Genomic DNA, 14,096 nt, shown 5'->3' with positions numbered 1-14,096 from the left:
GGACCCCCTCACATCCGGAAGACGCCGAAGCCACCGCGTACGCCCTCATAGGGCGCCGTGTGGATCGCGGACAGGCACAGGCCGAGGACGGTGCGGGTGTCGCGCGGGTCGATGACCCCGTCGTCGTACAGCCGCCCGGACAGGAACATCGGCAGGGACTCGGCTTCGATCTGCTGCTCCACCATGGCGCGCAGCGCCGCGTCGCCCTCCTCGTCGTACGGCTGCCCCTTGGCGGCGGCCGACTGCCGGGCCACGATCGACAGGACCCCTGCGAGCTGCTGAGGCCCCATGACGGCCGACTTGGCGCTGGGCCAGGCGAACAGGAAGCGCGGGTCGTACGCCCGCCCGCACATCCCGTAGTGACCGGCTCCGTACGAGGCCCCCATGAGCACAGAGAGGTGCGGGACCGTCGAGTTGGACACGGCGTTGATCATCATCGCGCCGTGCTTGATGATGCCGCCCTGCTCGTACTCCTTGCCGACCATGTAGCCGGTGGTGTTGTGCAGGAACAGCAGCGGGATGTCGCGCTGGTTGGCGAGCTGGATGAACTGGGCCGCCTTCTGGGACTCCTCGCTGAACAGCACCCCTTGGGCGTTGGCCAGCACGCCCACCGGATAGCCGTGAAGCGTGGCCCACCCGGTGGTGAGGCTCGTCCCGTAGAGCGGCTTGAACTCGTCGAAGTCGGAGCCGTCGACGATACGGGCGATGACCTCGCGCGGGTCGAAGGGCACCTTCAGGTCGCCGGGCACGATCCCCAGGAGCTCGTCCTCGTCGTACTTGGGGGGCGCGGCCGGGCCCGGATCGCCGTACGCCTTGCGGTGGTTGAGGCGGGCGATCACGCGGCGCGCCTGGCGGAGGGCGTCCGGTTCGTCGACCGCGAAGTGGTCCGCGAGACCCGACACGCGCGCGTGCATCTCGGCGCCGCCAAGGGACTCGTCGTCGCTCTCCTCGCCGGTGGCCATCTTCACCAGGGGTGGCCCGCCGAGGAACACCTTCGCCCGTTCCTTGACCATGATCACGTGGTCGGACATGCCGGGGATGTACGCGCCTCCCGCGGTGGAGTTCCCGAAGACGACCGCCACGGTCGGGATCCCGGCGGCGGACAGCCGGGTGAGGTCGCGGAAAATCGCGCCCCCGGGGATGAAGATTTCCTTCTGGGAGGGCAGATCGGCGCCACCCGACTCGACCAGGCTGATGCACGGCAGCCGGTTGGTGAGCGCGATGTCGTTGGCCCGCAGGGCCTTCTTCAGACTCCAGGGATTGCTGGCGCCGCCGCGTACGGTCGGGTCGTTCGCGGTGATCAGGCACTCGACACCCTCGACGACACCGATCCCGGTGACGAGCGAGGCGCCCACCGCGTAGTCGCTTCCCCAGGCGGCGAGCGGGCTGAGCTCCAGGAACGGCGTGTCCGGGTCCAGCAGCAGCTCGATGCGTTCGCGGGCGAGCAGCTTGCCGCGCTCGCGGTGCCGGGCGACGTACTTCTCGCCGCCGCCCGCGAGGGCCTTCGCGTGCTCGGCGTCGAGTTCGGCGAGCTTGGTGAGCATGGCCTCGCGATTGGCCGTGTAGTCGGGGCCGGTGGTGTCGAGCGTGGACGCCAGGACGGTCATAGGAGCACCTCCGGGATGTCCAGGTGACGGGAGCGGAGCCATTCGCCGAGGGCCTTGGCTTGCGGGTCGAAGCGGTGCTGTGAGGCGACACCCTCGCCGAGGAGTCCTTCGACGACGAAGTTGAGGGCGCGGAGGTTGGGCAGTACGTGGCGTACGACGGTCAAGTCGGCCGTTTCCGGGAGGAGTTCGCGGAAGCGGTCGACGGTGAGGGTGTGCGCGAGCCAGCGCCAGGCGTCGTCCGTCCGCACCCAGACGCCGACGTTGGCGTTCCCGCCCTTGTCCCCGCTGCGGGCACCCGCGACAAGGCCGAGTGGGACGCGCTGCGTGGCCCCGGGAGGCAAGGGCTCCGGCAGGGGCGGCTCCGGAACGTCGTCGAGTACGGCGGTGTCGTGGGCCGGCGGCACAGTGATCCGGCGCCGGTCGTGGAGGACGGCCACATGGTCGACGGCACCGTGGGGGACGTACACACCCTCGAAGACCCCATAGGGCGTGCCCTTCCCCGGTGGCGCCAGCACATGGAAGCCGGGATAGCTGGCGAGCGCGAGTTCCACGGCGGCTCCGCTCAGCACCCGTCCGACGTTCTCCTGGACCGGGTCCCGTACGACCAGCCGGAGCAGCGCGCTCGCGGTCTCCTCGGTCGAGGCGTCGGGCCGGTCGGTGCGGACGAGGTCCCACCGCACCTCTGCGGGACGGGACTTGGCGAACACGTCCCGCATCTGACTCCGTACGAGGGCCGCCTTGGACTCGATCTCAAGACCGGTCAGGACGAAGACGACCTCGTTGCGGAAGCCCCCGAGACGGTTGACGCCGACCTTGAGGGCCGGGGGCGGGGCCTCGCCCCGGACGCGGTCGACCCGGACGCGGTCGGGGCCGTCCTGCGTGAGCCGTACGGTGTCCAGGCGAGCGGTGACATCCGGTCCCGCGTACCGGGCGCCCGCCGTCTCGTACAGCAGTTGGGCCGTCACCGTGCCGACGTCGACGAGGCCGCCGGTGCCGGGGTGCTTGGTGATGACGCAGGTGCCGTCCTCGTGGAGCTCGGCGAGCGGGAAGCCGGGGCGCGTGGCGCCGCTCTCGCCGAAGAACGCGTAGTTGCCGCCGGTCGCCTGTGCCCCGCACTCCAGCACGTGCCCGGCGACGACGGAGCCCGCGAGCCGGTCGTACTCGCCGGGCTCCCACCCGAAGTGGGCGACGGCGGGCCCGGTGACCAGGGCGGCGTCCGTCACCCGCCCGGTGACGACGATGTCCGCGCCCTCCCGCAGACAGGCGGCGATGCCGAAGCCGCCGAGGTAGGCGTGGGCGGCGAGGCTGTCCGGATACCGGCTGTGGAGGTCGTCGCCCTCGACATGGGCGACGCGGACCGGGACACCGAGCCGGTCGGCCAACTGCCGTACGGCGTCCGCCAGTCCGGCCGGATTGAGGCCGCCCGCGTTGGCGACGATCCGGACGCCCCGCTCGTGTGCGAGCCCGAGGCACTCCTCCAGTTGCCGCAGGAAGGTGCGGGCGTATCCGGCGCCGGGGTCCTTCTGGCGGTCGCGGCCCAGGATGAGCATGGTGAGTTCGGCGAGGTAGTCGCCGGTGAGGACGTCCAGGGGGCCGCCGGTGAGCATCTCGCGCATCGCGTCGAAGCGGTCGCCGTAGAAGCCGGAGGCGTTGCCGATGCGGAGGGGCGGGGGCTGCTCCGCGCTCACCCGGCGGCCCGGGCTCACCCGGCGGCCCCCTTGGCCTTGGGCTCGCGCCCCGCCCCCGGTGGTCCCGCGAAGGCCTGGGCGATGTCCAGCCACCGGTCGGCGTCCGGCCCTTCGGCGTGCACGGCGAGGTCGGCGCGGTGGGCCCGCTGGGTGACCAGCAGGCAGAAGTCGAGCGCGGGTCCTGTGACGCGCTGGGGTGCGTCTTCGGGGCCGTACGTCCATACGTCGTCGCTCCCGTCGTCGCCCCCCGACGGCGCCACGAGCTCGACGCGGAACTCCTCTTCCGGCGCGCTCAACCCCCGTACGGCGAAGGCGAAGTCGCGCGCCCGGACGCCGATGCGGACGACGTGGCGGAGCCGGGCGGTGGGGGTGCGTACGACGCCGAGCGCGTCGGCGATGTCCTGCCCGTGGGCCCAGGTTTCCATGATCCGCCCGGTGGCCATGGAGGCGGTGGACATCGGCGGCCCGAACCAGCCGAAGCGCGCGCCGGGCGCTGCCGCTCGCAGCGCGACCTGCAGGACCGCCCGGCTGTGACGCCAGCGGGCCAGGAGTTCGGCGGGCGGGAGTCCGGCGTCCTCCTCGGCTCCCTCGTCGACGAAGGTGGCCGGTGAGGCGAGGGCCTTCTGCGCGTACGTCGCGAACGCCTCGGCGTCGGTGACGGCGAGCAGCGCGGCCCGGTCGGTCCAGGCGAGGTGCGCGATCTGGTGGGCGACGCTCCAGCCGGGCGCGGGCGTCGCACGCGCCCACTCCTCCTCGCTCAACTCCCTTACGAGTCGGTCGAGTTCGTTGCCTTCCTCGCGGAGGTCGTCGAGTACGGGCGTCGGGTCGGACACGGGGGCTTCCCTCCGGGGGCAGCGGTGTGCGGCGCGGTGTGTTCTGGAGCATGACAGTGGTCGCAAAAACAAGCAAGCGTGCTTGGAATGGTTTTCGAGGTGCGGCTCAAGACACACGAGGGCCCGCACGCATGGAGCGTGCGGACCCTCGCGCAGTGCTCGCGAGACCGGCTCGTCAGACCGGCTCGGCTCGTGAGACCGGCTCGTCAGACCGGCCGGTGCTCCGCGCTGATCTCACCGATGCCGGTGCTCAGCGACGGGCAGGCCGCGACCGCCTGTGCGCCCGTGCCGGGCTCCAGGCGGACCCAGTCGCTGGAGACGTCGGCCGACCAGCCGCAGACGAGGTTCACGCGGAACTCGATCGGGCCGCCGGTGTTGTTGTCGCAGAGGGCATAGCCCTCCAGGTCGTCGCTCTCACTGATGCCGGTCTCGCAGTTCACGTCCTGCGCCTGAACGTCCCCCGCGTCCTGTGCCTGCGCGGCGGGCCCGGCGAGACCGAGCGCGGCGACGGCTCCGGCGGCAACGGCGAGGAGGGAAAGGGTCTTTCGCATGGTGAATCACCCCGTGGTGTGGTCTGTGTCTTCCTTGCGGTGCGCATGCGGACACACGCACTTCCGACACGACGCGGGCGGCTCGCTCGTATGACATTCGCACGTGTGGCGCGCGTCACAGCCACGGGGAGCCGTACGACGACTCAGTTGACGTTCCGGGCCTTCCCCCGCCCGACCTGCGTCCGCATCGCGCCCATGCTCGCCGCGATGACCAGACCGATCGCGAGGGACTCCGTCAGGGTGAGGGCCTGGCTGAGGATGAGGAAACCGGCGATGGCGGCGATGGCCGGTTCGAGGCTCATCATGATCGCGAAGGTGGAGGCGGGCAGGCGGCGCAGGGCGACGATTTCGAAGGTGTACGGGAGGACGGAGGAGAGCATGGCCACGGCGGCGGCGAGGGCGAGCGTGGTCGGGTTCAGGAGCTTCGCTCCCGCCTCGACGATGCCCAGCGGGAGGAAGAGCACCGCCCCGATCGCCATGGCCAGCGCGAGCCCGTCGGCCTGGGGGAACCGGCGGCCCGTACGCACGCTGAAGATGATGTACGCGGCCCACATCGCCCCCGCGGACAGGGCGAAGGCGACGCCGACCGGATCGAGCCTGTCGAAGCCCCCGCCGCCGAGCAGGAAGACGCCCGCGAGGGCGAGACCGGCCCAGAGGAGGTTGATCGCGCGACGGGAGGCCAGTACGGAGAGCGCGAGGGGTCCGAGCACTTCCAGGGTGACGGCGGGGCCGAGCGGGATGCGGGCGGCGGCCTGGTAGAAGAGCCCGTTCATGGCGGCCAAGGTGATCCCGAAGAGGACGACGGTCCCCCAGTCGGCCCGCGAATGCCCGCGCAGCCGGGGCCGGCAGACGACGAGCAGCACGAGGGCGGCGATCATGAGCCGCAGGCTCACCACCCCGAGCGCCCCGGCCCGCGACATCAGACTCACGGCAAGCGCCCCACCGAACTGAACGGACACGCATCCGGCGAGCACCAGCCCGACGGGGCCGAGGGAGCCCCATCGCCGCCTCGGGCCCGACTGGTCGGGCGCCGCGACTGCTTCCGGCGGCTTGGCGGCACCCGGGGCTACGTCAGCCGACGGGGACCGGTCTGAGCGGGGGGAATTCACAAGGGCCATCCAGGACGAGGCTGTTCAGTATGCTGCACTTCAATGTGCAGAGTAATGACCTTTCCCAGGGGCGTAAACGTATTTAGCAGCTTACGAACGACGTCAAGGCTCGCCCGTTCGAATGGTCACTCATGTCGGGCATGAGGCTTGCGCGACTACGGGTACGCACGCGCACCCTGGCGGCCAGGAGGCCACCATGACTGACGCGAACATTCGCATCCCCACCGCCGTCCGCGATCGGCTCGCCGCCATAGCGGCAGGCGAAGGCATGTCCCTGCGCGCCTACCTCGCTCACCTCGTCGGGACGCTCCTCACTCCCGCCGAGCGGGCGAAGCGCGCCGAGCGGACCTGCGAGATGCTGCGCGAATGGAACGGTTACGACCCCACGCCGACGGAGGAGACGAGTCTCGACGCCGAACTCGACCGCCGCATGACCGAGGCGGGAGCCTCGGTCATCTAGAGCTGTCGAGCATTTGCGCAGGTTATGGCGCTTCAGGGGGTGAGGGACGTTGGGCACATTCCGTTGAGAGAAGGCGGGAACGGAGGGCTGCCCCTGTGCGCTCGGAGCGCAAGCGCGCAGGGGCAGCCAGTTCCAGGAGATCAAGCTAGCCGTTCCGGAAGCCCGCGCTCACACCCGCACCGACGCCGCCACCGGCAGGTGGTCGCTGCCGGTGGCCGGGAGGGTCCAGGCGGACCGCGACTCCACACCGCGTACGAGGATGTGGTCGATCCGGGCCACCGGGAACGAGGCCGGCCAGCTGGCACCGAACCCCGCGCCCGACTCGGCCTGCACGGACCGCAGTTGGGAGGTGAGCCCGGAAAACGCCCGGTCGTCGGTCGTACCGTTCAGGTCGCCCACGAGGATCGTGCGGGGGAGCGGCTCGGCGCGCACGGCGGCGGTGAGTCGCCGCGCGGCTGCGTCACGTGCGTCGGAGGTGAACCCCGAACCGGCGGTGAAGCGGACGGACATCAGATGGACGACGAAGACCGCGACCGGTCCCTCGGGCGTGCGGACTGTGGCGCGCAGGGCACGTGGCCAGGGCGCGATGTCGACCGCACGGGCGTCGGCGACCGGATACCTGCTCCACAGACCGACCGTGCCCTGCACGGAGTGGTACGGGTAGGTGTCGGCCAGCGTTCTCTCGTACGTCGCTGTCGACAGGCCGCCCAGCTCTTCGAGAGCCACCACGTCCGCGCCGGAGGCGGCCAGGGCATGGGCGGTGCGCACCGGCCGCGGATTGTGTTCGTTGACGTTGTGCGTCACGACGGTCAGGTTGCCGCCGTCCTCCCGTTTGTCGACGAGTGTCCCGCCGAAGAGCGAGCACCAGACGACGGCCGGCAGCAGCACGGATACGGCGGCGGCCCTGGACCGGCGGGCCAGGGCGCACAGGAGCAGCAGCGGCACGGCCAGACCCGTCCAGGGCAGGAAGGTCTCGACGAGGCTGCCGAGACGGCCGACCCGGTTGGGGACGAGGGCGTGGCCCAGCATCACCAGCGTGGCCAGGACCGCGAGCGAGCCGAGGACCAGCGGCGGCCGCCGGACGCCGGTGTCCTCGTTCCGTGGGCGGATGGAATCGGGTTCCGGTCGGGCGGGCGCGGTGTCGAGGGAGTTTGTCACTGCCGTCTCACCGTGTTCCGGGCGAGGTCGTCGATAGCCATCGCCGTACGCCCTCGATCAGCGCGTGGCTCGTGGCGAGAGCGGCCCGCAGCCCCTGCCGGGGGTCGGTGCCGACGCGCTGGTGCAGCACCACTCCGAGGATCAGCCGGTCCCGGCCGTCCTTGTCGGACGCGGTGGCCGCCCACATCAGGGCGCCACCGGCGGGAGTGCTGGAGCCGGTCTTGAGGCCGATCACGCTCGCCGTGCCGAGCAGGGTGTTGGTGTTGCGGATCGTCCCGGGGACACCGGGCACGGTGGTGCTGGGCATGGCGACGATGGTCCGGAACACCTCGTCGCGCATGACCCGGCGGGCCAGCCTCAGCTGGTCGGCCGAGGTGCTGGTGGTCGTGGGTTCGATGCCGCTGGCGCCGGTGTAGGTGGTGTGGCGCATGCCCAGGTCACGGGCGGCCCGGTTCATCTTCGTGACGAAGGCCTCCTGCGAGCCGGCGTTCCAGCGGGCCAGCAGCCGGGCGATGTTGTTGCCGGAGGGGATCAACAGCAGTTCCAGCAGCTGTCGTTCACTCAGCCGCATACCCTCCCTGACCGGCACGCTCGACTCCACGCCCGAGACGGACTCGTTCGCGGCGGTCCGGTCGACGGTGACGAGGGGGCCGTCCTCGCCCGCGCGCAGCGGACGGTCGCGGAGGATCACGTAGGCGGTCATCACCTTGGTGACGCTGGCGATCGGCACCGGTGTCCGCTCGCCCCGCGTACCGAGGTCACCGTGGGCGCCGAGGCCCTCGACCACCACGCTCGTCTGCCCCTCTGCCGGCCACGGCAGCGAACCCGCTCCGGTTCCCGGGCTGTTGCCGGAGGTGAACACGGCGACGGCGAGGACCGCCAGGGTGACCAGTGCGGTGGCGCCCGCGGCGAGGCCGGCCGTGAAGCGCCGCCCGGACTGGTCGTGCCGGCGGGGCGGGAGCCATGAGCCGGTGGACCACGAGGGCTGGGCCCGGCCTGCGCCGGGCTCTCCGGAAAAGGGAACCGGTGACATGGGAGGGACACCTCCAAGGGGGCAGGTGCGCGGCGTTCACGCACGTCGACCACCTTCCGCGGGGCGGATCTCCGCTCGGCTCCGGCCACGGATCGGGCGCCGCTCGGCCGGGCATCCGTTCGGTATCGGCCGTTCGGCGTCAGCCCGCGGGCGGCAGCCGGAGGGTGGCGAGCGCCCCGCCGTCGGGAGCGTTCGCGAACTCCAGCGACGCCCCGATGACCCGGGCCTGCCCCAGCGCGATGGTCAGCCCGAGGCCGTGCCCGTGGCCGCGCTCCGACGCACCCGTGCGGAATCGCTGCGGGCCGTCCGCGAGCAGCTCCGCCGGGAAGCCCGGGCCGTGGTCCCGTACGGTCACGGTCGTCCCGGCCGCCTCGACCTCGACGGGCGTGCGGCCGTGCCGGTGGGCGTTGACGACGAGGTTGGCGACGATCCGGTCGAGCCGGCGCGGATCGGTCTCCGCCGACAGGGCACCGGTGGCGGTGAACCGCGTGTCCAGCTCGGTGCGGGCCACGGACTCTCCGACCATCTCGGCGAGCGGTACGGGCCTGAGTTCGGCCTGCTCGGCGCCCGCGTCGAGCCGGGAGATCTCCAGCAGATCCTCCACCAGCGTCCGCAGCACCCCCACCCGGTCACGCACCAGGTCGGTGGTCTCGCCCTCGGGAAGCAGCCCGCTCGCGGTCACCAAGCCCATGAGTGGCGTACGCAACTCATGGGCGACGTCGGCGGTGAAGCGCTGCTCGGTCAGCAGACGTTCGCGCAGACTGTCGGCCATCGAGTCGACGGTGGCCGAGATCTCGGTGATCTCGTCACCGCCCCGGCCACCGGCCGCGGTCCTGGCGGCCAGATCGCCCCCGGCGATCCGGCGGGCGGTCCGCGCCACCCGGCGCAGCCTCCGGTTCGGCAACTCGGCGGCGAGCGCCGACAGCGGTACGACGACCGCCAGCGCCGCCAGGGAGTACTTCCACATGTGCCGGTCCAGCGCCCGCCGGGTGAGCAGGTCGGAGGTCATGTCGGCGCTCACCGCCACGGGAGCGCCACGGAGGGTCCGAACGGCCCACATCGAGGGGTGGTCGCCGGGGGTGTCACCGTCGTACCAGGTGGCGGAGCCGACCGCCCTGCCCTGCCGGTCCTGGAGGCGGCGCAGGAGTTCGTCGGGCATCTCCCCGGGCGAGACGACCAGACCGTCGGGCGGGACGCCGTCCCGCTCGTAGTCCTCCACAGCGTCGGACAACTGGGTCAGGGCCTTGGCCGCACCGTCGTTCATCGACCGATCCAGGGTGCTGCGGTGGACCAGCAGCCCGACGGTCACCGCGATGGCACAGCACGCCACGGTGACGAGCAGCGCGATCTTCCAGCGCAGCGAACGCCAGTGCGGCAGCGCGCGTACGGTCTCCACGTCAGCGCCGCAGCTTGTAGCCGAAGCCGCGGACGGTCTCGATCCGCTCGGCCCCGATCTTCTTCCGCAGGCGCTGCACGCACAGGTCGACCACGCGGCTGTCGCCGTCCCAGCCGTAGTCCCACACGTCGCGCAGCAGGGTCTGCCGGTCCAGCACGATGCCCGGGTTCGCGGCGAACTCCAGCAGCAGCCGCAGTTCGGTGGGAGCCAGCGCGACGGGTTCACCGGCCCGGAACACCTCCAGGCCGCCCGTGTCGATGACCAGGTCGCCGAAGACGAGCCGAGCGTGCCGGTCGCGGCCGGGCCTCCCCGACCGGTCCGGCGGGTCCGGCTGGTCCGACAGGCCCGGACGATCGGCCACGGGCCCGGCCGCCGGGCCGGGGGCCGGGGTGAATGTGGCCCGCCGCAGCAGCGAACGGATCCGGGCCACCAGCACGGCGGTGTCGACGGGCTTGACCACGTAGTCGTCGGCCCCTGCCTCCAGGCCGGAGACGACGTCCAGGGCGTCGCCGCGCGCTGACATCATCAGGACGGGATCCACGCTGGTCTCCCGGATCCGGCGGCACAGCCCGATGCCGTCGAGGCCGGGCAGCATCACGTCCAGCAACAGCAGGTCGTGCCGGCCCTCCCGGAACAGTTCGAGTCCGGTCAGGCCGTCGGCGGCAGCGGTGACGCGGTAGCCGTAGCGCTCCAGCGCCATCGTGACGGATCTGCGGATCACCGCGTCGTCCTCGACGAGCAGGATCGTCACGGGCGCGGGCATGGACACGGGCGCGCCCCCGTCAGCTGCTGAAGAGGGCATCTTTTCCGTCCGGAGGTAGGTTCGGGGGCTCTCTCACCCTGCCAGAACCGTGCCTCCGCCCAGGCTCAACCGTGTATCGGCCGCGTATCGGCGATCTCTCGGCGGGATCGCGGGCTACGAGGTCCGGGAAGCAACAGACGAAAGCCTCGAGCGTGTAGCCCTGATCCAGCAGGTCACCTGGGCCTACCTTCGCCATGCACTCGGCATTGGATGACGACTGGTCGGCAGCGCAAGAGTCCCTGTCGGAGAGCGTCGACCCCTTGGGTCGAATCGAATCCAAGTGAAGCCGCCCCCGAAGGGAGCGCCTTGACCCAGTACGCCACCCGTGTGGTTCAGTCCGGGATGACGTGCCCGAGCCCATGAGAGGCGAGCGGGTCGCGGAACGGCTTCCAGATGGTGGGGTCGGCCAGGTTCGTGAAGAGCCCGGTGCAGGTGTTCGTGTCGCCGGTCACGAGCCCGTACACGACCGTTTTGCCGGAGGCCTTCGTATCGAACAACGGTCCCCCACTGTCCCCGGGGCCGACCCGGGATTCGGCGGTGCCCGCGCAGATGAACTCCTTGTCCCAGACACCGCCCTCCGTGTCGAACTTGTTGACGGGCAACTTCACTTCGTGCATACGGGACGGCTTGTTCGGATCGGCGAGATCGGTACGTCCCCAACCGGCGGCGCGTACGAGACGCCCCGGCCGCAGCTGCGTTCCCAGCGGTGGCAGGGCCGCGCGAGGCTGGTCGACCGAGCTGTCGAGCACGATGAGCCCCAGGTCCGTGTTGGTCGCGGTGTCGAAGTCGGGGTGGCTGTAGACGGAGAAGCGGTCGCCGGTCACCACTGTTCCGCCGGGCGTGCTCGAGTCGGTCCGCCCCAGGACCAGCCGGATCTTGACCATGCCCTGCTCGGCGAACCTGGCGCAGTGCGCCGCCGTGGCGACAACGCGGCTGTGGACGAGTGCTCCGCCGCAGTAGTGCGACCAGGTCCCGTCGTCGCCCTGTTGCTCGATCTGTACGACGAAGGGCCGCTCGCCGTCCGGTACCGGCACTCCACCGACGATCGCCGAGGCGACGGGTGCCATGGCGAACACGGTTCCCAACGCGCAGACACCCGCGAGGGAGGTGACCGCCCGTCGGCTCACTGACTTGCGCAAGGTGGACTCACTTCCGTCTGCCACCGGGCGCGGCCCCGGCGGACTCGCGGGGCGGCCGACGCCCGGCCGCCCCTTCCGACGAGGATTGTGAGTCCGTCATTCCTCCAGCAGGCCTCCGTCCCGTATCGGGCCGATCGCGGCCTCCCCTCGGCTGTGTAACAGGGGCGATCACCCAGCAGACGCTTCCGTCCACAGGCGAGATCGCCCTCTCTGCTCTGAAGATCACACATACACAACGTGCCAGTGAGCTATCGGATATCAGTGAGGTGCACGAGAGGTCTACGGCCCAAACACACGTGTCAGCCATCGAGTTGGACCTCTAGATAAGCTGACCGAGGCCCTCCGCGACGCACTCCGCGTCGCCGAAAGCCGCGGCCGACGGCTGGACCACCTGAACTGAGCGCGGCGGCAAGGCAACGGCATTCGTACCCGAGTTGTGAAGGCCGCTCCCGAACCTTCCCGGTACGATCACGAACTCCCATATAGTGACCGCCAGTTGAGCACCAGGTGTCGCATCCCGCCCAGGACACGACCGAGGACACGATTCATGACCGCGCCCATCACTCCAGCGCGCCCCAGCACAGATCGGCCGTCCCTCGCGCACCCCAGAGGCGAACGTCCCCGCCTGCGTGCAGTCGCGCTCGCGCCGCTGATCACCGCCGTACCGGCCGCGCTCGCCGTCGTCGGCGCGGTCGTCGCGGCTCCCGACTCGTTTCGCTTACCCCTCGCGTGCGGGGCGGGCGCCGCTGCTCTGCTGCTGTGTGCGGTCGTCGCGTTCGCGAGCCATGCCGCGCAGAAAGCGCGCCTGTTGCGCCGCCGCCTCGAAGCGGTCACCCACGACGCCGGGCGGCTGCTTCAGGAGCGGGCGCGTATCGCGGAGGAGGCCAGCCGCGAACAGACCCGCCTGGCCGAGGAGTTCGAGCGTGAACTGATGCGCCGGGCCGAGCAGTTCACCCAGGAGAAGGCGCGCCTGAGTACCGAACTCGCCCGGGAGCGCACCCGCCTCGGCGCGGAGAACGACCGCCTGGCCGAGCAGTTGCGCCAGGCCAGGACCGAAGGCGCCGCCGCAGTCTCGGCCGCCGCCAACTCGGCCGGCCGGATGCAGGCCCTGGCCACGAGCATGCTCGCCGATCTGCGGGCCATGGAGGAGAAGCACTCCGACGAGGAGGTACTCGCCGACCTCCTCCACCTCGATCACCGCACCGCGCAGGCGGGCCGTCTCGCCGACTCCGTCGCCGTTCTCACGGGCGCACGCTCGGGGCGCCGCTGGGCACGGCCCATCGTCATGGAGTCGATCCTGCGCGGCGCGATGGGCCGGATCGGCGGCTATCAGCGCGTACGCCTCCACTCGTCCAGCGAGGCCGCGGTCGCCGGGCACGCCGCCGAGGGCGTGATGCACGCGCTCGCCGAACTCCTCGACAACGCCGCGAACTTCTCGCCGCCCACCGCCGAAGTGCACGTCTACGTGGAGGAGGTGCCGGCCGGCGTCATCGTCTCCGTCGAGGACGCGGGCCTGGTCATGGGCGACGTACAGCTGCGCCGCGCCGAACGCGCCGTCTCCGGCGAGAACTCCGGACTCGGCGGCCTCACCGGCACCCGCCTCGGCCTCGCCGTCGTCGGCCGCCTCGCCCGCAAGTACGGGCTGAAGATCTCCTTCCGCCCCTCCGCGCGCGGCGGTACGGGCGTCCTCGTCCTCATTCCCCAGGACATCCTCGCCGGCCCGGCCGCCCCGGAGCCCGCACCCGCCCTGCCGCGGACCACGCCCGAGGGCCAGGTTCAGTCCCAGGCCCGGACCCCAGGGGCATACGGCCTCACCGGACCCGCCGCCCCGGAATCCGCACCCGCCTCGCCGCGGACCACGCCAGGGCTCCCGGTCCCGATCCCGGCTCACACTCCGGAGTCGTACGCCACTGCCCGCGCTCTCCCCGACCTGGACCCGGAGCCCGTCCCCACCCACGAGTCCCCGGACCGCACCGGCGAGAGCAAGACCGGGAACGGCAGAAACAGCGAGCGCGACACCGCCGGCGGCCTCCCCAAGCGCCGCCGCGGCCGCACCCTCGCCGAAGCCGAGGCCAAAGCAGAAACCCAAGCCCAGGCCCAGGCCGAACGCGCCCGCCCCGCAGTCGCCACTCCCCAACCACGCCCCACCCCGGCCGAAGACGCCCGGACCCGCGCCGCCCGCTTCAGCAGCTTCCGCCAGGCGGTACGGAGCACGGCGCGCTTCGAGCCCTCGCCGGCGGACGAGGCCGTACGAGCCGACGCCGCCGATCACCCCGTACGAGACACCACGCCCGCCCCCGAGCCGACCACCCCGCAACCC

At 71.5% G+C, this 14,096-nt stretch carries 12 protein-coding genes; 2 read left to right on the top strand and 10 right to left on the bottom strand.

Features of this window, described 5'->3' with window-relative positions; genetic code table 11:
- Positions 1-8 precede the first annotated feature (8 nt).
- The 5 genes from OP79_RS21375 to OP79_RS21355 form a co-directional block, all read right to left on the bottom strand.
- Entirely contained in the window at positions 9-1,607 is a 1,599-nt protein-coding gene (locus OP79_RS21375) for an acyl-CoA carboxylase subunit beta (protein ID WP_033321908.1), read from the bottom strand.
- The gene (locus OP79_RS21370) at positions 1,604-3,313 is read right to left on the bottom strand and encodes an acyclic terpene utilization AtuA family protein (protein WP_281193227.1); all 1,710 of its coding nucleotides are present in this window, start codon (positions 3,311-3,313) and stop codon (positions 1,604-1,606) included. Before OP79_RS21370 ends, OP79_RS21375 begins: the two co-directional genes overlap by 4 nt.
- On the bottom strand, positions 3,310-4,128 hold the full coding sequence (locus OP79_RS21365; protein ID WP_033321906.1) for a TIGR03084 family metal-binding protein: 819 nt from the start codon (positions 4,126-4,128) through the stop codon (positions 3,310-3,312). The genes OP79_RS21370 and OP79_RS21365 overlap by 4 nt, the downstream gene beginning before the upstream one ends.
- Positions 4,129-4,334: 206 nt before the next feature.
- Entirely contained in the window at positions 4,335-4,679 is a 345-nt protein-coding gene (locus OP79_RS21360; RefSeq protein WP_033321905.1) for a hypothetical protein, read from the bottom strand.
- Positions 4,680-4,822: 143 nt separating this feature from the next.
- Positions 4,823-5,797 carry an EamA family transporter gene (locus tag OP79_RS21355; RefSeq protein WP_078491918.1) on the bottom strand — a complete coding sequence of 325 codons (975 nt, stop codon included), beginning with the start codon at positions 5,795-5,797 and terminating at the stop codon, positions 4,823-4,825.
- 187 nt (positions 5,798-5,984) lie between these two features.
- Between OP79_RS21355 and OP79_RS21350 the strand changes: the two genes are divergently transcribed.
- Positions 5,985-6,248 (top strand): hypothetical protein, encoded by a 264-nt coding sequence (locus OP79_RS21350; protein WP_033321904.1) that lies wholly within the window; start codon positions 5,985-5,987, stop codon positions 6,246-6,248.
- 168 nt (positions 6,249-6,416) lie between these two features.
- Here the strand turns inward: OP79_RS21350 and OP79_RS21345 are convergent, their stop codons facing one another.
- The 5 genes from OP79_RS21345 to OP79_RS21325 all read right to left on the bottom strand — a co-directional run bounded on the left by OP79_RS21345 (position 6,417) and on the right by OP79_RS21325 (position 11,776).
- On the bottom strand, positions 6,417-7,358 hold the full coding sequence (locus OP79_RS21345; protein WP_342669540.1) for an endonuclease/exonuclease/phosphatase family protein: 942 nt from the start codon (positions 7,356-7,358) through the stop codon (positions 6,417-6,419).
- Between the two features lie 55 nt (positions 7,359-7,413).
- Positions 7,414-8,439, bottom strand: coding sequence for a D-alanyl-D-alanine carboxypeptidase family protein (locus tag OP79_RS21340; protein WP_033321903.1), 1,026 nt, complete (start codon positions 8,437-8,439; stop codon positions 7,414-7,416).
- A 139-nt stretch (positions 8,440-8,578) separates the two neighbouring features.
- Entirely contained in the window at positions 8,579-9,835 is a 1,257-nt protein-coding gene (locus OP79_RS21335; protein WP_033321902.1) for a sensor histidine kinase, read from the bottom strand.
- Between the two features lies 1 nt (position 9,836).
- The gene (cseB, locus tag OP79_RS21330; protein WP_033322018.1) at positions 9,837-10,598 is read right to left on the bottom strand and encodes a two-component system response regulator CseB; all 762 of its coding nucleotides are present in this window, start codon (positions 10,596-10,598) and stop codon (positions 9,837-9,839) included.
- 371 nt (positions 10,599-10,969) lie between these two features.
- Positions 10,970-11,776: a S1 family peptidase gene (locus tag OP79_RS21325; RefSeq protein WP_157857336.1), complete on the bottom strand. Its 807-nt coding sequence runs from the start codon at positions 11,774-11,776 to the stop codon at positions 10,970-10,972.
- Between the two features lie 547 nt (positions 11,777-12,323).
- Here OP79_RS21325 and OP79_RS21320 point away from each other — a divergent pair.
- Positions 12,324-14,096: ATP-binding protein (locus OP79_RS21320; protein ID WP_063741960.1), on the top strand; the 1,773-nt coding region annotated here is incomplete at its 3' end.

The organism is Streptomyces yerevanensis (assembly GCF_000716805.1).
Lineage (GTDB): Bacteria > Actinomycetota > Actinomycetes > Streptomycetales > Streptomycetaceae > Streptomyces > Streptomyces flaveus.
This window is presented reverse-complemented; position numbering and strand designations above follow the sequence as displayed.

What these genes read in the sequence shown, in the direction of transcription:
- OP79_RS21355 (WP_078491918.1), bottom strand. Translation starts at nt 5,797, where the DNA reads ATGGCCCTTGTGAATTCCCCCCGCTCAGACCGGTCCCCGTCGGCTGAC.
- OP79_RS21340 (WP_033321903.1), bottom strand. Translation starts at nt 8,439, where the DNA reads ATGTCACCGGTTCCCTTTTCCGGAGAGCCCGGCGCAGGCCGGGCCCAG.
- OP79_RS21375 (WP_033321908.1), bottom strand. Translation starts at nt 1,607, where the DNA reads ATGACCGTCCTGGCGTCCACGCTCGACACCACCGGCCCCGACTACACG.
- cseB (WP_033322018.1), bottom strand. Translation starts at nt 10,598, where the DNA reads ATGCCCGCGCCCGTGACGATCCTGCTCGTCGAGGACGACGCGGTGATC.
- OP79_RS21350 (WP_033321904.1), top strand. Translation starts at nt 5,985, where the DNA reads ATGACTGACGCGAACATTCGCATCCCCACCGCCGTCCGCGATCGGCTC.
- OP79_RS21360 (WP_033321905.1), bottom strand. Translation starts at nt 4,679, where the DNA reads ATGCGAAAGACCCTTTCCCTCCTCGCCGTTGCCGCCGGAGCCGTCGCC.